14 protein-coding genes and 1 tRNA gene are annotated in these 18618 nt (G+C 58.3%); 8 read left to right on the top strand and 7 right to left on the bottom strand.

All coding sequences use genetic code 11. From position 1 onward, the window contains the following. Positions 1 to 142: 142 nt before the first annotated feature. The 5 genes from IC66_RS0132715 to IC66_RS0132695 are packed head-to-tail and all read right to left on the bottom strand — an operon-like array spanning position 143 to position 6792. Positions 143 to 1870, bottom strand: coding sequence for a dipeptide ABC transporter ATP-binding protein (locus tag IC66_RS0132715; RefSeq protein ID WP_014498066.1), 1728 nt, complete (start codon positions 1868 to 1870; stop codon positions 143 to 145). After that, positions 1867 to 2748, bottom strand: a complete 882-nt coding sequence (locus IC66_RS0132710; RefSeq protein ID WP_011084419.1) for an ABC transporter permease — start codon at positions 2746 to 2748, stop codon at positions 1867 to 1869. Before IC66_RS0132710 ends, IC66_RS0132715 begins: the two co-directional genes overlap by 4 nt. Next, positions 2745 to 3707: an ABC transporter permease gene (locus IC66_RS0132705; protein ID WP_014498067.1), complete on the bottom strand. Its 963-nt coding sequence runs from the start codon at positions 3705 to 3707 to the stop codon at positions 2745 to 2747. Before IC66_RS0132705 ends, IC66_RS0132710 begins: the two co-directional genes overlap by 4 nt. Further along, on the bottom strand, positions 3704 to 5392 hold the full coding sequence (locus IC66_RS0132700) for an ABC transporter substrate-binding protein (RefSeq protein ID WP_011084417.1): 1689 nt from the start codon (positions 5390 to 5392) through the stop codon (positions 3704 to 3706). The genes IC66_RS0132705 and IC66_RS0132700 overlap by 4 nt, the downstream gene beginning before the upstream one ends. Before the next feature lie 32 nt (positions 5393 to 5424). Continuing rightward, positions 5425 to 6792 carry an NtaA/DmoA family FMN-dependent monooxygenase gene (locus IC66_RS0132695; protein WP_011084416.1) on the bottom strand — a complete coding sequence of 456 codons (1368 nt, stop codon included), beginning with the start codon at positions 6790 to 6792 and terminating at the stop codon, positions 5425 to 5427. Between the two features lie 647 nt (positions 6793 to 7439). Between IC66_RS0132695 and IC66_RS0132690 the strand changes: the two genes are divergently transcribed. The 6 genes from IC66_RS0132690 to IC66_RS0132665 all read left to right on the top strand — a co-directional run bounded on the left by IC66_RS0132690 (position 7440) and on the right by IC66_RS0132665 (position 15802). Then, positions 7440 to 7515, top strand: a tRNA-Ile gene (locus tag IC66_RS0132690). Positions 7516 to 8388: 873 nt separating this feature from the next. Then, positions 8389 to 10101 carry an SIR2 family protein gene (locus IC66_RS0132685; RefSeq protein ID WP_014498099.1) on the top strand — a complete coding sequence of 571 codons (1713 nt, stop codon included), beginning with the start codon at positions 8389 to 8391 and terminating at the stop codon, positions 10099 to 10101. Next, positions 10098 to 10667, top strand: coding sequence for a hypothetical protein (locus IC66_RS0132680; protein ID WP_011084410.1), 570 nt, complete (start codon positions 10098 to 10100; stop codon positions 10665 to 10667). Before IC66_RS0132685 ends, IC66_RS0132680 begins: the two co-directional genes overlap by 4 nt. A gap of 12 nt (positions 10668 to 10679) precedes the next feature. Next, complete coding sequence (locus IC66_RS0132675; RefSeq protein WP_202557266.1) at positions 10680 to 13100, top strand: AAA family ATPase; 2421 nt, start codon at positions 10680 to 10682, stop codon at positions 13098 to 13100. Between the two features lie 944 nt (positions 13101 to 14044). Next, positions 14045 to 15130, top strand: a complete 1086-nt coding sequence (locus IC66_RS0132670) for a hypothetical protein (RefSeq protein ID WP_038950474.1) — start codon at positions 14045 to 14047, stop codon at positions 15128 to 15130. Between the two features lie 72 nt (positions 15131 to 15202). Beyond that, positions 15203 to 15802: a hypothetical protein gene (locus tag IC66_RS0132665; RefSeq protein ID WP_011084407.1), complete on the top strand. Its 600-nt coding sequence runs from the start codon at positions 15203 to 15205 to the stop codon at positions 15800 to 15802. 288 nt (positions 15803 to 16090) lie between these two features. On the opposite strand, the gene IC66_RS47255 is transcribed toward IC66_RS0132665, so the two are convergent. Next, positions 16091 to 16534, bottom strand: coding sequence for a hypothetical protein (locus tag IC66_RS47255; RefSeq protein ID WP_014498101.1), 444 nt, complete (start codon positions 16532 to 16534; stop codon positions 16091 to 16093). Between the two features lie 98 nt (positions 16535 to 16632). Between IC66_RS47255 and IC66_RS0132660 the strand changes: the two genes are divergently transcribed. After that, complete coding sequence (locus IC66_RS0132660; RefSeq protein WP_011084405.1) at positions 16633 to 16869, top strand: helix-turn-helix domain-containing protein; 237 nt, start codon at positions 16633 to 16635, stop codon at positions 16867 to 16869. Here the strand turns inward: IC66_RS0132660 and ku are convergent. Beyond that, complete coding sequence (gene ku, locus IC66_RS0132655) at positions 16856 to 17827, bottom strand: non-homologous end joining protein Ku (protein ID WP_038950473.1); 972 nt, start codon at positions 17825 to 17827, stop codon at positions 16856 to 16858. The genes IC66_RS0132660 and ku overlap by 14 nt on opposite strands. 123 nt (positions 17828 to 17950) lie before the next feature. Between ku and IC66_RS0132650 the strand changes: the two genes are divergently transcribed. Then, the gene (locus IC66_RS0132650) at positions 17951 to 18355 is read left to right on the top strand and encodes a hypothetical protein (RefSeq protein WP_161170732.1); all 405 of its coding nucleotides are present in this window, start codon (positions 17951 to 17953) and stop codon (positions 18353 to 18355) included. Positions 18356 to 18618: the final 263 nt, after the last annotated feature.

Genomic DNA, 18618 nt, shown 5'->3' with positions numbered 1-18618 from the left:
ATTTGCATGGTCCGAACAGGGGGACGGGGTTTCAGCCAGCGCGGATGCTGCATGGACACGGCCCGACATTCCTGCCTTCCACAGCACTGGCCCGCGCAGTCACCCTCCCGCTGAGCCGACATGTGCGGCTGGCCTCTGAAATTTATGCCGCCTGGAAGTGCAATTGTGGAACGGCCGCGACCAGCTTCCTCGTATAGGGTTGCCAAGGCCGTAAAAATACGTCGTCCGCTCCACCGGCTTCGACGGCCACGCCATGGTGCATGACAAGAACGCGGTCGCTGAGGTGGTGCACGACGCCGAGATCATGCGAGATGAATAGATAGCTGACACGCAAATGCGACTTGAGATCTCCAAGCAGATCGAGAATTTGCGCCTGAATGGATACGTCAAGTGCCGCGACCGGCTCGTCACACACGATGATCTTGGGGCGCGGAGCAATTGCGCGCGCGATCGCAACCCGTTGGCGTTGACCGCCCGACAGTTCCAGTGGACGCCCGGTCCTGAAGTTTGGTGACAGACCCACGAGATCAAGCAGCTCGCTGACCTCCGATTGTCGACTGGCTCTGTCGAGGGGATTTCCGCTACGTCTGGCCAAGGCATCATCAATGACACGCTCGATGGTCCAACGCGGATCGAATGAACTTAGTGGGTCCTGGTAGATGACCGAGATATCCGATCGCCGCTGGCGGCGCTCTTTCTCAGTCGCTGCAGTCCACGGCGAACCCTCGAGTGTCACCTCTCCTTGGTCCGGCCTTTCGAGCGCGAGCGCCATGCGTGCCACGGTCGTCTTCCCAGACCCTGACTCGCCGACGATGCCTAGCGTCTCTCCATGGCCGAGGCGAAACGAGACGTCATTGACGACGGTACGCAGCTTGCCATCCGGTCCGCGAAAGCGCTTGACGAGCCGTTCCGCCTCAAGCAGGGGACTACAACGCTGTGCCATATTCGACTGGGTCAGCGCTCTGGTCTCTCCTTCAGCCGAGATGAAGCGCGGCGCCGTCGAGGACGAAAGACGGCTCCCGCGTGACCGGACGGATGGGATCGCCTTGAGGAGGCCCCGCGTGTAATCATGTCTCGGGTCACCAAAAATCTGTTCTGATGAGCCATGCTCGACGATTTCGCCGTGTCGCATCACAATAACCTCGTCGGCCATCTGCGATACCACGGCAAGATTGTGGCTGATGAGAATCATGGCCTTGCCGCGTTGGCGGGTTTCGCTGAGCAGATCCAGGATTTGCGCCTGGATCGTAACGTCCAGCGCCGTCGTGGGCTCATCTGCGATCAAAAGAGCTGGATCGAGTGCGATTGCCGTCGCAATCAAGGCTCTTTGCCGTTGCCCGCCTGAAAGCTCATGTGGAAGCTGCCGCGCCTTGACCGCCGGCTCGGGCACGCCCACGAGATTCAGAAGCTCAACTACCCGTTCCGTCAAGTCTGCGCGTGTCCTGATTGCACGGTGAACACTTAGTGCTTCACCGATCTCCTTGCCAACCGGTCTCAGCGGATCGAGCGACACCAGCGCGTCCTGTAACACAAAGCCAATGCGCTTGCCGCGCAAGGCTCTCCATTCCCTGTCACCGAGTCGATCGATATTCTTCCCCTGAAAAGTCAGGCGGTCAGCTTGGACATGAGATCGCGCCCCGGTCAGACCAACCAGCGTCCGGGCCGTAACGCTTTTGCCTGATCCCGATTCACCGACGATCGCGACGCACCGGCCTTCCTCAACCCTGAAAGAGACCCCCTTGACCACAGCTCGCCGCGAATGCGCCGGCCCGAAGGAAACGTTGAGGTTTTGTACGGTGAGCAACGGGTCGCTAGCCGGGGGCTTTGTGGCATTTTGCCGGAAGGAAGCTGCGGGATAGGTCACGTTCATGGAAGCTCGATCCTTCCTTCCAGGCGTTGCTGCACGTACTGGCCGATGACAGTCACTGAGAGCGCGAAGGTAGCGATGGCGATCCCGGGCATGACCTCGAGCCACCATGCATAGATTACGTAGTTGCGCCCGGCATTGAGCAGTGCGCCCCATTCCGATGACGGGGGCGCAACTCCCAAGCCGAGAAACGAAAGGCCGGATGCCCAAATGATGGCTTGCCCGATACCGAGCGTGAACATTGTCGCAAGCGGGCTGATTGCGTTGGGGAGGATATGCTTGAACAGGATGCCCCTGGGCGAGTGGCCTAACGCCTTTGCCGCCTCAACATAACCAGTAGCTTTGACCCTCAGAACCTGCACCCTCACCATGCGTGCATATCCTGGCGATGTTCCAAGGCCGACCGCGATAATCAGTGTCGAGACCGAGGTGCCCAACAACGAAACGAAGAGAAGCGCAAGGAACAGAGTGGGGAGAGCGAACAGGGCGTCGAAGAGCCGGCTGAGCACGTTGTCGATCCAGCCGCCAGACAGGCCCGCCGTCACGCCGAGTATGAGCGCGATGGCAAGGCTGAGCGCAGTCGCACCCAGCCCAATGGAGAGAGACTGACCTGTCCCCGCCACGATGCGGGAATAGAGATCCCGTCCGGACTGGTCCGTCCCCAGCCAATGCGTCAATGAAGGGGCCCTGAGAGGTGACATCAAGCTCAGCGCCAACGGATCATGCGTCTGAAGCAGTTTCGGCGCAATCGCCGCGATGAGGAAGAAGGCCGTGAAGACAGTCGCGATATAGACCGGAACCGGAAACATACGGGCGCCCGTCAGCACTCTTGCAGTGATGAACGCTTTTGTATGTCCCGGGGAGCCATTGGCGAAACTCATGCCTCTTTCATCCTCGAGTCGACGAGTTGTATCGTGAGATCCACGATCAAGCTGGCGGCGACAAACAGCGCAGCTGAAACCAGGATCACCCCTGACACGACCGGGACATCGCGTGTGGACGATGCTGCGACAAGGACGCCGCCGAGCCCCTGACGGCCGAAGACCGCTTCAATCAATACGGCGCCCGACAGCAGCTTGCCTATGATCCAGCCGGAAAGGGTGATCCCCGGCAAGGCCGCATGGCGCAAAGCGTGACGTAGACGGAGGCTGAGATCACCTGTGCCGCGCATTCTCGATGAGGTGATGAAAGGCTGATCAAGAACCCGCGTGAATCCGCTCAAGACCGCTTGACCAAGGAAGCCGTAGATTTCCAAGGCCAGGGCCATCGTAGGCAGAACGAGGCCCATGAGGGTGTTGCCGCCCACGACAGGAAACAAGCGAAGCTGGATCGCGAAAACGACCAGCAGGATTGTCGCCAGCCAATAGGGCGGCAGGGTTGCCAGGAAGACCTGAAACCCGCCTAGCGCCTTGGACCATATGTTGTTACGCCCGGCGAAAAGAACCGTGGTCGTGATGGTGATGATCCAGGCGGTCAACATGGCGGCAAAAGCGAGCGCAATCGTTGGTCCGATCTGGCGCGCAATCAGGTCTGTGACAGGTTGATATTGGACGTAGGACTGCCCAAGGTCTCCGTGCATCACATCCCTTACATACTTTCCGTATTGCACGAAGACGGGTTGATCGAAGCCATATTTGGCATTGATGGCGAGTAGCTGGTCCCGAGGAATCTCTCCCACGTTTCCGCTATTTGCATTGAAGATGATCTGGGCGCGTTCCCCGGGCATCAGAAACTGCACAAAGAAGGTGAATGTCGCCGCGGCCCAAACCACGATCAGGCCGGACAAGAGCCGGCGCGCTAGCCAAAGGCTTTGATGGCCTATCGTCTTCACCGCATTCATTTCTTGTCGGTGAAATATGCGTCCGAGAAAACGGGCTCGCCCACCGACCCGCTGTCGAGCCAGATGTCTTTCACATTATCGGCTAAAGCGAGGGTGACGTCCAAAACCGTGTAGCTCAGGGACGGCGCGTTCTCGATAATCCGCCGTTCCGCCTGCTGATAAAGCGCGGTGCGTTGCGCCTTGTCACCAGCCTGTTCAGCCTTCTGAATGATGTCCCACAGGGGCAGATCCTGATAGCGGGATGGATTGAAGGGATTGCGGACACCATTCAGGTCAGGCTTGTACGAAATACGATAGATCTCGGCGCCAGGCGCAACCCAATACAGTGGAACGACCTCATAGTCATTTGGACCAAGATTCTTTCCTGCCCAGAAATCAGCCTGGTTGGTCGGCTGGAGCCGCACGTCGAACCCTGCGGCCTTCGCTTGCTGCTGGATGATCTGCAGGACCTGATCGCCGTCGGGAGGCGAAAAGGCATTGGTGTAGGTGATGCGTATGATCAGCGCTTTGCCGTTCTTGCTGCGAATGCCGTTTGCATCGCGCTCCGCCCAGCCAGCCTCATCGAGCAGCTTGTTCGCCTTCTCGATGTCATAGGAATAGGATTTTGAGAGCTCGCTGACATATTCCGGCGAGCTTTGGCTCAAAGCGAAATTGCCCTCATAGGGCAGTGAGCCAAGAAACGCCGCTTGCACGGCAGCACGTCGGTCCGAGGCGTAAGCAAAAGCCTGCCGGACACGCACGTCGTCGAACGGCGGTCTCTCGGAGAACAACGCAAGCCGAAGCGGCGTTCCACCCGTGAGGTGGCGCACGATCTTGAACCGGGAATTGGCATCCTGCCAGTTGACGGCAGGGATATGATAGACAACGTCGGATTCGCCGGTCAGAAGTGAGCCGTAGCGTATCGTGGGGTCAGCGAGAAAACGCCACTCAATTCCTTCGACATAGGCTGGGCCTTGATGCTTGGCAGTGGCCGGCGCCGAATTATAGTTTGGGTTTCGACGGAATATGACGTTCCTGCCGCGGTTCCATTTCTCTACGATGAACGGACCCGAACCAACTGGGCTTTCGCAGTTCACGGCCTTGCCACGCTTAAGCGCCGTCGGCGACAAGATGCCTTGCGAGGACTGCGCAAAGACATTCAGCAGCGGCTCGAACGGCGTCTTCAACGTGATTTTGAACGTCAGCGGGTCGGCAACCGCCGCGGACTCGAAGATGCCCCTGAGATAAGGACCGGCTGTGGGGTTCTCGAGCTCCGGACTGTCGCTCAGCCATCCATTGATATTATCGACGACCGCCTGGGCGTCCAGAGACGTCCCGTCCGTGAATTTGACATCGGGCTTGATCTGGAAGGTGTAAGTTTTGCGGTCATCCGAGATGGTCCAGGCGGTCGCAAGCCAAGGCAGGATCCTTCCGTCTTCAGCCCTGGCGACCAGATTGTCGCTGAATTGACGCTGAAGGTACCACTGCTGCACCCAACCACCATAGAGGCACGGCGGCTCCTGGAAGTGTCCGTACCGGATAGTCCCACCCGATTGCGGCTTGCCAGCCGAAGCGCCCTCCGCGTGCACCGGATCCGCAATCGAAAGGCCAGACATCGCGATGGCGATGACTGCGGCGCGAGACTTCACACGACGATTCAGACTTTTGAGAAGAAACGCCGCATGAGCGGCAGCCGGCTTGGACATGATAAGCTCCGAATGTGATAAAGGAGAAGCACTCAGGCGGCGGAGACCTGGTCGGTGCGCTCGCCCTGCAGTGGGATGCCGAGGTGCTCGCGCAGCGTTTCGCCGCGATAATCCGAGCGGAACAAGCCGCGCCGCTGAAGAACGGGAACAACGTGATCGACGAACGCAGGCGTACCGTCGGACAGAACATCAGGTATGACGTTGAACCCGTCGATTGCGCCAGCCCGGAACCACTCTTCGAAGCATGCGGCAATCTGTTCCGGCGATCCGACCAGCACTCGGTGCCCGTAAGCAGGCGCCTCTACGATGATCTGGCGGACTGTTTTGCCGGAGCGCACGAGAGCTTCCACAGTGCGATGCTGGCCAATGGAAAAAGCAGCGTCCGCATGTCCCGGCAGTAAGCTGAGGTCGATTGGCTCGTTGATCTTCAGCCTTTCGGCAGGAAAGCCGAAACGACTGGCCAGCGCATCAAGGGCAACGTCAAAGTTGATTAGATCGTCAAGCTCCGCCTTGCGCTTGATTGCTTCCTCTTCGGTTCCGCCGACGAACGTGACGATACCCGGCAGCACAAGGGGCGCCCGTCGTCCATGTTGAGAAGCAAACGACCTGAGGCGATCGGCCTCGCGCAGGGCGATTTCCAAATCGCCTGTCGATGAGAACACGGCATCGGCGCTTCGGGCCGCGAACTGAAGCCCTTGATCCGATCCGCCGGCCTGGAAAATAACCGGCTGCCCCTGTCTTGAGCCGGGATGTGTCAGTGGCCCGCTGATGTCGAAGAACTCGCCGGCATGCCTCGTCGTCCGCAGCCTGCTCGGATCACCAAACCGCCCCGCGGCCTGATCCAGGATAATAGCGCCTTCTCCCCAGCCATGCCAAAGGGTTCGCACCGCCTCCACAAATTCTTCGGCGCGGCGATAGCGGTCATCACGTGACAGCTCGTCGCCGCCAAAGCTCCTGGCCGTATAGACATTGGACGTCGTAACTGCGTTCCAGGCCGCACGGCCGCCACTGACAACGTCAAGCGACTGGAATCGGCGCGCGAGGTTATATGGCTCGTTGTAGGTGGTGGATGCCGAGCCGATCAGGCCGACAAATTTTGTTTCTCGGGCAATGCTGGCAAGTGTAATCGTCGGCTCGATGCCGTTGAGCGGCGGGTGTTTGTCGATTGCTGGATCGAGCGCTGGCGTGTCGGCGAGGAAAACCGCGTCGAGCTTTCCACGCTCGGCGTGCTTCGCGGCTCGTACGTAATGCTCAATATCGTAAAATGCGCCGGGAGAATTTCCGGGCCACCGCCACGCTGCGGTATGTCCCCCAGCGCCATGCAGGTTCAAGCCAAGGTGAAGCTCACGTTCAAGCACTGACGTCATCACGCGGCACATGCGGTTCGTGTAGAGGTGCACCGGAAGGTCAAAAACGGCATCGCACTCTTCTCAATTTTCGGTAGCCATGAACGCGTCATGGCACTCCAACATTGTAGAGTAGCCGACCAGCGTCAACCGCGGAGGAAAAATAAGAATGCCTGTTTCAATTCGTGCCGCCAGATAATTAATTTCTGTTGGGAATGCCTCATGGCGCGGAACGATAAACTCCGTGACTGAGAAGCCCCATCTATCTGGTTTGCATCACATCGACGGACCGACGCAGCGACCAACTCAGAGTCGCGTGGACACGAATGCGCTACAAAAACGAGCTCCCGGACGCCGAATTCAAGCGCCATCGCAGGGTTGCACCTCGTGTGTTGCCGCCTACGAGCGCCTGTTCCCTGACCGATTGAGCGCGCGCTACTGTTTCGGCTCGCCGCGGTAGAGCCAAAGTCGAAGTTCTTTGTTTTCGGGCTTTCGATTCAGGAATTCTGCGTCCGACGGCGACAATACGCAACGCGGGATCAGGATCCTCGACCGGTCGGCGGCTCGCGAGCTTTGACCTGCAAAGCTGAATGCCGACTGCGAGCTAGTCCCTATTTCGCTTGAAGCGATATGGGATTGCCGGAATGCCGGCCAACCTGTAGACGATCCCGGCGCCGCCGCGCGGTCGCCTTTCAGCGGCGGGGCCTGTAGCTCAATGGTTAGAGCCGGCCGCTCATCACGGTCTGGTTGCAGGTTCGAGTCCTGCCGGGCCCACCAAGAATATCAATAATTTGCTTGCTCTCCGCTGCCCTCAGCGCGACGACCGCACCAGAAACCGCACCAGATACGTGCACTTTTCGTTCGCACGCGGGTTCGCACACTGCAATCCACCTGATGGCGCCGGACCGACTTGGTTGATCTTGGATGTATTCGTCGTTCACTCATCGGTTGGATGGTGCTCCGACGGAGAAGCTGATCAAGAAACGTATGAACCTCAGAAATTCAACGCCCATTTTCCCGTACCGAAAGACATACCTATAGACCCGCATCGAATTTGTGCTTGAACCTCATCAGTCAGGACCGCTGCGACGGCCAAAGAGACGCAGTGCCGGGCGGCGGGCGAGTCACCTACGATCGTCCCCCGACCAAATTTGACCAAGTTTTCATTACGACTGCGTGAAATACGAAGGCGGTTCAGGCCCTGCCTCTGCAGTGCTGATGACAATCTAGATACCGACCTGACCGAATCACTTTTCAACATGGAAGCTCGCGTTCAGAGTCTCGAACCAGGCAATCGTCGCTTCCGAACATTAACGAATGCGTCGACGTCTGACGCTTCTCTGAATAGCAGCACAATTTTGGAAGATATTGACGATTGTTCGGCGGAGTAAATGTTCTCAGATCGATCCGCTTTTATCGTCCGCGCTGCTCGGGCACTGGCTGGTTTGGTTCGAAGGTCTCGATGAATCGTCGGCCGTTACAAGGAGCCAATTCCGGATCAGTTTCAAAGGACAAAAAGGTTTGCTAACAAGGAGGTAAGTTGCCAAGCTGATGCGGTAGTCGAATGAACGAAGCAGGCACGGGAGGGAGAGATCTAGCGGTGATGATGGAATGCGCGTTTGCTCGACCACGAGACATGGATATCTGACCGTGCCGACGGCCCTGGATATAACGATCGTCGAAACCCTTGCTCTGTTGGATGGTGATTTCGCTGAGTTTGCGGCCGGGATCGCGCATGATCAATACGCGATTTGGCTCGGTGCGGGCGTCTCGCTTGGAAAGCTTCCCGGTCTTGAGGGCGTCGCTGGTGAAGTGCTCGAGCATTTGCGCATTCGGATTGATTCTACGAACGCCGCCTGCAAGTTTCGCCGGAGCCTAGACCGCATTCTTAACTTGATCCTTTCGCCCGAGGATTGGAAGGAGATTGACTACGCCAAGTCGGCAACAGACTGGAAGATCTTCGGCCGGATCAAGAAGAATTTGACCGGCGCTTATTCGCGAATGCTAGACCAGCATCCGCAGGGAGAATTGCCAGACTATCTTGTCTGGGACGCGGTAAAGGTCGTTGAACGCTACGGCGACCCTTCAATTACGCCTGGCCCGGAACATTTCGGTTTGGCAGCCTTAATTGCAGAGGGCGTCGCATCTGATGTTGCTAGCGCCAATTGGGACGCGCTCATCGAAAAAGCAATTGTCGCAATCGCAGGCTCTCCGGTGGGGTTGCTTCAGGTCCGGATTTTACCCGAGGACGTCAGGGACAGTAGCGCAAGGGCCAGGTTCTACAAATTTCATGGCTGCGCCGTCCTCGGAGGCGAGGACGAGGCGCGATACCGAGAGCGCATCGTTGGTCGCGCCTCGCAGATCCACGGCTGGGCTGACAAGGCAGAAAACAAGGTCATAGCCGGCAAACTCCTGGATCTTGCGATTTCAAAATCAACATTGATGCTGGGGCTGTCCGCGCAGGACACGAATATTCAAAACATCTTTGTCGTCGCGCAGCAGAGTCTGCCGGCATCGTTCCCAACTCATCCTCCCGCGGTTGTTCTTTCAGAAAATTCCGTCGGGGCTGATCAGCTCAGTCTTCTGCAGAATTTCTATAAGACAGACTATGTTGCGAAGTCCGAGGAAATCGAAAAGTCGGCCTTGCTCCGGGCCTACAGTCGATCATTGCTGCCAGCCCTCTGGCTACATGTCGTCTGCTCGAAGCTCGAAACATTCCTTGAAGGATCAGCATCCGGGTTGACGGCCGCGGAGAAGTCTCGGTTGCGATCGGCGTTGAGAACCTTGCGTAATGGGGTTGCGGCAACTGCCTTGCCGGACCAGTACGAGCAGTTCATGGTGACTGCGCTCTCGCTCGCGGGACGCGCTATGAACTTTTTTCGGGATGGCCGGCGAATCAATGCGGCCGCTGGGCTGTATAGTCCGCTCTCGATGTCGAGCGTCCCGAAATCGCTACACGAGCCCGGATTTTCCAGTTCGGGGATTCAAGAGCTTGCACTGGGGATTGCCCTCGTGGCACTCGCAGCGACGGAGGGATTCTGGGAATGCAGGGTGAGCGGCCTGAGCGATCCCGGGGGTGGGGCGCTGCGGCTCGCCGGCGCGGTGCGCTCTGCAGAAGTCTTCTTCGCAGCAAACAATCAATCGGCGAGCCGACTGATTGCCGGTGGATACGCGGCAGAGGATAGTGATACTATTATCTTGCATAGCCATGAGGCGCCTGCGCGTGCTGCCCGACACCCGACCTCACCACCTGGTCGGACTTTGCGAAGGAGGCGGCGGGAGATCAGCTTGTCCAGATTGTCTGGCGCTTCCAACAGTCTTGACGAGATTTTGAAGAATCTTCGAGCGGAGATCGCTGTATGACTACGACGATTCCCGTCGAGCGCGTCGCAAGCGTGCTTGAAGCGGCGCACTTCAAGCGCGTCCCTACGCCCTTGAAAATTGGTGGAATTGAGATAGACGCGGCTGCGGCCTTCGTGGGTGAACCGCCGATCCCGGATCTTATCGTGGTCGGAGATTCACTCGCCCAAACACCCGCGCGATTGCAGCAGGTCGTCGAGGGAGCTGGCCGCGCCCTCGATATGATGGGCTCGCGTCGGCCGTTGACGCTTATTGTCGTTGGGCCGCGGCCGGAATCGTCGACGCTGTCCGCACTGGCTCGCCATGCGCGCGTGCTAGCGGTGGGAGAGACAGCCGGCGAACAGGACTTGTTCAATTGGCTGGCTGTACTGCTGCCGTTGACCTTGCCAAAGGCGAGCGAAGATAGGGCAATCGCGATCCGCGCGAAACTTCTAGAAGGCTTTGACGATCCGCTTGCGCTCGAGCTCGTCGAAATTGCGTCTGCGGGCGTGCTGAGGGTGGCGTCGCATTTGGCAGACGCGATCGACGCTCCCTTCCTCGAAGATCTCTTGTCTGAAAAGGAGCCATAGGTGGCGCCGCGCTTGAAATTTCTAAAGGTCGAGGATTTTCGCAGCATCCGCGGGCCAGCCGGGGTCTCGCTTGATGCGCCGGCAGTGCTTATTCATGGGCCGAACGGTACCGGCAAGACGAGCCTGCTTTCGTCAATCGAACTGGCATTAACCGGCAGTGTGCCATCGCTCGCACGCCTCGATCGCGACTACATGGCATACTTGCCGCACAAGCTGGCCAAGAATGGATTGGGACGCGTATCGATCCAGGCTGAAGGCGTTGGATCAAAGACAGAGGCGTCTCTGGAGATCAACGGACAAGCGATCGTCGGATCCGCGCTTTTGGATGGAGACCAATCGCGATTCTACCTTGAAAGATGCTATCTCGCGCAGGTCACTCTAGGGCGCCTGTTGGAGATCTACGAACACCAAGACAACCGAGACACGGCATCGCCTCTCACTCGGTTTGTCAAGGAAATGCTCGGATTGGACGCGTTGGATTCCCTCATTGACGGGTTGCATGCCGCTGGTGACGTGCGGCGTTTCAGGGAAAGCGCGCCGCATTTTTGGGCGGCTCGAGCCGATGCTCCAATGCTGGAGCGGGGCGTCGACGAGGCGACAGAGATCGAACAAGCTTGCCGCGACGAGATGATCAAGACCGAGAATGATCTCCGTGAATTGCTTGGGCCTCAGTTTGTTGCTGACGGTCCAATTGACATCGAAGCGTTACGAGCCGTCGTCAAGAGCGATATCGAGGAGCGTGAGACGAAGCTCGCCGATTTGGCGCGAATTCGACGAGACCTTGCGGCGGCGAAGGCTCAGCTACTTGAGGCCAGCACGTCGGAAGAGGAGGGAGAGCGGATTGCGGCAGAGCAGGTGAGCAGTGCTACGCGAGACGCATTTGCGCGTTGGCGCAGCGTCGCTGGTCAACAACTCGAGGTGCTGCTGCGAAGCATACAGAAGAAGTTCACCGATGTTGTGTCTGTGGACGTCAGCCCAGCAACGGCGCACGCCAAAGCGTTGGCAATTGTCAGCTCTGCTCTAAGTCGCGCTCAAACGGCTTTGACTAACGACGATGAGATCATTCGCTCGTTGTCGGGCGCGCAGGTGTCGGTGCAACAGGGGCAAGGGCGCCTGAAGCTCATCGATGAGCAGCTTGCAGATGCTGGAGGTGCAAATCGTGCGCTCGCGGAAGCGCTCGCGACGATTTCCTCTCATATTGAGAACGAGATATGTCCCGTCTGCTCTCGTAATTTTGCTGAAATCTCCGAAGAACAACTAGCTTCTCATGTATCCGAGGAAGTTGCTCGGTTGGTGGCGGTGGCAGGGCGCGTCGAGGCGTTGGTGAGGGACCGCGCAACGACCGCAGCGGCTGTCGTAGCGACACAGCGGCAAGAAGCGGATCTGTTCGCTCGCCGCCTGCCCAATGATAGGCGCGATGCGATCTTACTTGAATTGGCGGATCTGACGGAGTGGATGAATGCGCTCGATAGTCTTGCAGATGCTGCAAGCAACGGCGGGCGCCTCTGGGAGGAAGCAAAGCAGGCGGCGGAGCGACTTTCCGTTTTAAGAAGCCGGATCTCCTCGATCTCGGGGTTGAGGGCGGAGCTCGTCTCCTATGGGCAACGGTTGTCACTTCAGCCGTTTCCTGCAGATGTTCCATTAGAAGAGATTGTCGATGAGATACTCACGCAGGTTCAATATCGTTCAGCACAAGAAGCGAAGTCGGGCGATCAGGGTGACCGAGCTCTGCGGCTGCTTGACAAGTTGGAAGTAAATCAGCGCGAGCTCGATAACGCCACAATCGACCTGGCGACAGCGTTCGAGGACGAACGGCGCACGACAGCGCTACGGCAGGAGTCGGAGCGCCGAATTGCCGTAGCAAAGGGGCTCTTGGCCCAAGCGCAAGCGGTACGAGCAGACGAGGCGCGGCGCGTATTTAACAAGGAGCTCAATGCTGTGTGGCGCGACCTCTTTATTCGGCTTGCGCCGGACGAGGCGTTCGTTCCGGCTTTCGCGTTGCCGTCCATTCCTGGTCGAGCCGTCGAAGCTGTCCTTGAGACACATTATCGATCGGGCGGAAAAGGTGGAAATCCGCGAGCTATGTTGAGTGCCGGCAACCTCAATACGGCTGCGCTGACGCTTTTTCTCGGACTTCATCTCTCGGTCTCTCCAGCCTTGCCTTGGTTGGTTCTGGATGACCCAGTTCAAAGCATGGATGACGTGCATATTGCCCAATTTGCGGCCTTGCTGCGTACCCTCAAGCAGCATGGGCGCCAGATCATTATCGCGGTGCACGATCGACAGCTTTTCGACTATCTCACGCTTGAGCTCAGCCCGACCTACAACGGCGATCGTTTGATTACGATCGAATTAGGGCGAGATTCGGATGGAATGACCACCGCGCCTTGGAGTCTGATGTCATTTCGGCCCGATCGCGCAATCGCTGCATGAAAGCGACGCCAGCCTTGCCGGCCACGGCCTGCAGCGCAGCATGTTGCTCCAGTTCAAGCGCTGCGATTTCCGCGGCGCGGCCTTCCGGCCGCGACAGGTTCGAGCGGTCACTAACGTGCAGCCTACCAGCGGAGCATGCGCGCCCGCGCCGCGAGCAGGGCCGGCCGACACTCCTTTAGTGAAGGGCTGCCTTTATCAGACGCCGGCGGAAGCAAAGGAGCTCGACGTGCTGTCGTGGCGGTGGCCGCAGGTGTTGAGCAATACGGTAGATCCGGCAGGGCAAGACGGGCGGGACGAGCTCAACTCCTGGACATCAACGGCAAGCTGACGGTCACTGCCCTGCTGCGCGCCAATACACGCGCAAGAAAGGCCCTCAGTACACGCGCGAGGCCATTGAAGCTGCTGGACGCCAAAGCGCCCGACGTCTGAAATAAACCATTAGGCGGACATACTGCCCCGTCTTCGCGCCGGCTCTTCGCACGCGCCCCTAATAAACACAGTTAAAATCCCGGCGATAATCTGAGGCTCGGGCGTGAACAGCATCCAGCCGCTTCGGTTCAGGGCAAGCTGGCCCAAGGTTGCGCTTCCGGAAAACATGGAGGCGCTCTATATCGATGCCATACAAGTCGCGGGCGTGAGGCTTGATTTTTCATGCATTTCCACGATGGTTCATGAAGCGGGGTATGGCGACGATGCGGCTGTGCTGCATTGGACATCGCGGGCCGTCAGGGGCCCTGAGATCATCTCGGTCCGTAGCTACACGTACGACCACGAGAACTTCGCCGAGCGCAACAAATCGGAGGCTGGGATCGATGCGGTGATGATGGCGACCTATAAGAGGGACCTAAGCCGAGCTAAGCGGCGGCGCCGTCGCAAACTCTTGCGGTCAAGGCAAATCCTCCGCACGGCCCGTGATAGAAAGATGGCACTGCAAGCGATCGGTTATGAGAACCTATTACGTCGACGAGACAGGCTTTACCGGCGAGGACCTCCTGGCGGCAGACCAGCCGATCTTCTTGCAGGCGACCAACGACCTCAGCGAAGACGAGGCGGATCGACTCATCGCTTCGACCTTTGGCGGTCTGGGCAGCACCGAACTCAAATATAGCCGCCTCGCGCGCGGCGGCCGTCACCAAGACAGGATCGTCGAGTTCATCGGGATACTTGCGCAGGATCCTCTGCGCGCCGGGGCGTGGATCGCCCACAAGGAATTCGCCATGATGACGTTGATCGTCGATTGGTGGATGGAGCCCCTTGCTTACGAGGCAGGCTTGAACTTGTATAAGGACGGCGCAAATCATGGTATGGCGAACATGCTGTATTTCTGTCTGGAATCCTACTGGTCGAAAGGTTTCAGGCGAAAGGTCCTTGAACATTTCCAGCGCATGCTCCGTACGCGAACCCTGGAACGATATACGGAGTGCCAGCTCCTGATCGAGAAGGCGCGCCGGCACGCAACAGGCGATCCCACCCGAGAAGAGCTTTTAAGGTATCTGTCCGTGTCGTTCATGCTCCTCGGCTACGATCACGTACGCCGTATGCCCGAGCGCGCGCTCGATATCGCGCTGACCGGCCTCGTGCAGCTCGGTCATATGTGGACCGAACGGCACAGTGGTCCGTGGAGCGTCGTGCACGACCAATCCTCCAACATGTCCAAGCAAAAATGGATATGGGACGCCTATTCGGCGGAAACTATGCCGCCGGCCAAGTTCGAGAACCCCGGCACGGTGGCGCGGTTTCCGATGAACGTCACGCAAACGCGCTTTGGCGATTCCGCGCAGGAGAAGCAGTTGCAAATTTGCGCGGGCGCGTGTTCGGCATTCGCGCGGTTCGATAAGACAGATGCCGAGCACCTCGCCTACCGCGATCGCCTTGGCGCGGCCGGGATCGAGAATTTCTTTACAGGTGTGATGTGGCCGGTCCCGGAAGTGACGCCTGAAGGCCTCGGTCGACGGGGCTGGGACGGCAATATCGCACTCGAATATTTGACGCAGAACATGCGTGCGAAACGGCCGGAGCCCAAACCTTGAGACGCGTGTGAGGCATTCTGCAGCATCGCGCCCTGCGCAGGGACTCCCTCTAACCCAATCCTGGCGACGAGCATGTCCAATGCCTATCAAGAACTGATCAATAGTGACCCGGAATGGAAGCGCAACTACGAGCTGATACGGACGCTCGGCGTCGAGAGTGAACGTGGCATGGCGGTTCTGGTCGGAGCTGAGCTGGACCGCGCGCTGGAACTTGTGCTTTGTGCGTATCTTGCACCAGGAAAGGCGCGAACAGAGCTCTTCGCGGGCAGCTCGCCACCGCTCGGCACGTTCTCGGGCAAGATCAATCTCTGCCGCGCGTTGCATCTGATCAACGAAGACGAATGCACAGCACTTCACACGATCCGAAAGATTCGAAACGAGTTCGCGCATGACCCGGACGCATCCTTCGCAAATGCGCAAATCAGGTCATGGGTCGACATTCTTAGGAGCAATCCCGAGCAAGACCACAAGACCAGATTCGAACTCGAGGCCGCAGGACTGATCGCATCGCTCGAAACGACGGCGGTCGATCAGGCGCACGGGCGGGTCTATGAAGAATCGTTCAATACGTGGTACCGGCGTGGCGCCGATCGTGACGCCAAGCCATTAAAGTCGAAGGAAGAGGCCGCTGAGGCCTATCGATCGAAGAGGAGCGACAAGACCGCGCGCTGACCCAGATAGCCGAAGCGATGGTCACAAGGACCTGCTTCGCTTGTTCGAGGATGTCCGTTCGCCGCCATGGGCCATACGAAACGACAGGAGCCGGCGCTCGGCTTCAAGAACGTAGCGTCGATCAAGAGATGACCCTTGCACCCACTGGTTGACGTATCGCCGCAAGTCCAGCGGGGCGCGTTCTTTGACTAGCGCCAGTACGTACGGCCAATCGTTCCGACGAAAGCGCGTCAGCAGCCGCGAGACTACGCTGTCCTGGCCAGTTCTTTTTCAGCCGTGCTTCGAAACTCAATTTTCGAAACTTTGATCTTTCGCTCTATCAGTACAACGAGCCAGAGCATCTCTTACGACGTTGACCGATGCTTCCAGTCTTTGAAGCATGGTCGTCAAGCTCACGATCGTTGCTTCGTCCATGTGAAGATTTTGCGGGGTTAAAGTCGCGCGGATGAGTTGATCAATCGGCAATATGAGAGCTCCATTCGAAGAAGTCCTACCGCGTTCAAACGAGAACTCAGGAATCAGATCGCCGTCCGGGGTAAGCCTGCACGACAACGCCATGTTGGATGAAATTGCTTCTTCTAAGAGCTCAGCGGGAATTTCGATCGCCGCGACAATGGCCCCGGTCTCACTGATTCTGTATCCAAACCGATAAAGATCATCCGCCGTTCCCGCATTTCCGAGACATACGCGTTCGGCAAAGGGTTCAACTGCTTGTCGAGCAGCAAGAGCCAATAACTTAACTCCGTCAACGTAAGCTTCCCTCCGCTAATACCTAATTTATCGGTATCTGAAAAGTCGTTCTATGTGTCTGGCCCCCTTCCGGAGGCCAGATGCCCAAGACGGTTACCTCGCCCATTCAAAAGAAGCTTGCCGCCATGTTGGTCGAGCTAAGAAAGGGCGCGGGACTCCGTCAGGTTGATCTCGCCAACAAACTAGGGGTCTACCAATCCTGGGTAACCCACCTTGAATCTGGGCAACGTCGAATAGACGTCGTTGAGCTGATCGAGTTGGGGCGAGCCATTGGCTTTGACCCCGCCGAGGTCGTTCGGAAACTCAACAAACGTTAGGGCCGAGCCAGGCAGACCGACGCTGCGACCTTGCCGGCTGCTTTTTTGCACCTGCCTCCTTTGCCTGCTTCTTGCCGGCGATAGGCATCAACATCTCCTTCTGACCGCTTGCGGCCTTGCGCGGCTTCTTGGCCGACTTCTTCGGAGCATTTGCAGGCTCCGTCGCCTTCTCTCTCCCGACGCTCTGCCGTAGCGCCTCCATCAGATCAACGACGTTCTCACCCTTTGGCCGCTCTTTAGGGCGGATCAACTTTCCGGCCCGCTTCTGGTTGATCAATTCGACCAGTGCGCTTTCGTAGTGATCCTCGAACTTTTCGGGATCGAACGTGCCTGCCTTCTGGTTCACAATGTGCCTGGCGAGGTCGAGCATATCTTTGGTAACTTTGACATCCTGGATTTCGTCAAAGTACTCCTGCTCGCTGCGGACCTCGTAGGGGTAACGCAGCAACGTTCCCACGAGCCCTTTGTCCATCGGCTCCAGTGCAATGATGTGCTCGCGATTGGTCAGCACGACGCGGCCGATGGCGACCTTGTTCATTTCACGGATGGTCTCGCGGATCACCGCGAAGGCGTCGTGGCCGACCTTGCCGTCCGGACGAAGGTAGTAGGGTCGGATCAGGTAGCGCGGGTCGATTTGTGACTTGTCGACGAACTCATCGATTTCGATCGTGCGGGTCGATTCCAACGCGATCTCTTCGAGCTCCTCCTTCGTCACTTCAATGAACTGGCCCTTCTCCAGTTCATAGCCCTTGACGATGTCCTCGTTAGGCACCTCGTCGCCCGTGTCCTGGTCCACCTTGATGTACTTGATGCGGTGGCCTGTCTGGCGGTTGAGCTGATTGAAGGAGATCTTCTCGGACTCAGAAGTCGCTGGGTACAGCGCCACCGGACAAGTCACGAGGGACAGACGCAGGAAGCCTTTCCAATTGGCACGGGGGCCGTGTACGCAGAACTCCATGTTGGACGGCTCGGACTCAAGACGATCGAAAGCGGCTGGTTCCGACAATGTCAGGGGCAAATAATTCGGCCAGCCTCCCTTCGTCGGACTCGACTTTTGTTCTCTTTATGTTCTAATTCCGGGATGAACGATCGGCCTGCGAGTTGGCGAATGCCCACCCCGAAGCAAATGGAAAAGCTAGCCGCCTCAATGGGAAAGAAAGCCGCGAGGGAGCGTTCGCTCGGTCCCAAGGACGACATGCCGGACGAGTACTGGCATGCCCTCCTCGATGATGCCGATGACCAGGCCGCGGTTTCGGGACGTTCGAGCCCCGGCCAGCGCCTCTGTGAGATGCCGCAGCATGTCCTGCGGGTTTCCTGCCGCAGGTGCGAGCGCATTGTTGAGATCCAGAAAGCGGATGCCGCCCGTCTCTACGGGCAACAGGCGAGCTGGAAGGAGGTCGGGCACCGTTTGCTGGACAACACATGCCAGAACCGAACCGGCCGCCACGAGGAGGACGGTTGCTGGCCGGCCTTCGGGCCGGTTTGACCGATCCCCCCTGCGTCGGCCCCGGATGGCTCCGAAGCATCACCCGACGCCGCTCTCCGGCGGCGACCGGAAAGCCCTTGGCAAGGAGCTCGGCAACCCGAAGCCTATGATTACGCTTCGTCCAAATTGCGTGCGTTCACCGAGCAAGCGAGCGAAGCAACCACAGACCAGTTGGACTGAAAGTTAAATGAGGCATATCACGAAAGTGATCGATACCCGCACCTAGGACGACGTTGGCGCGGCCGCCACCAAGCCTTCTCCGC

Origin of the sequence: Bradyrhizobium genomosp. III (genome assembly GCF_000261705.1) — a bacterium.
GTDB lineage: Bacteria > Pseudomonadota > Alphaproteobacteria > Rhizobiales > Xanthobacteraceae > Bradyrhizobium > Bradyrhizobium ottawaense.
This window is presented reverse-complemented; position numbering and strand designations above follow the sequence as displayed.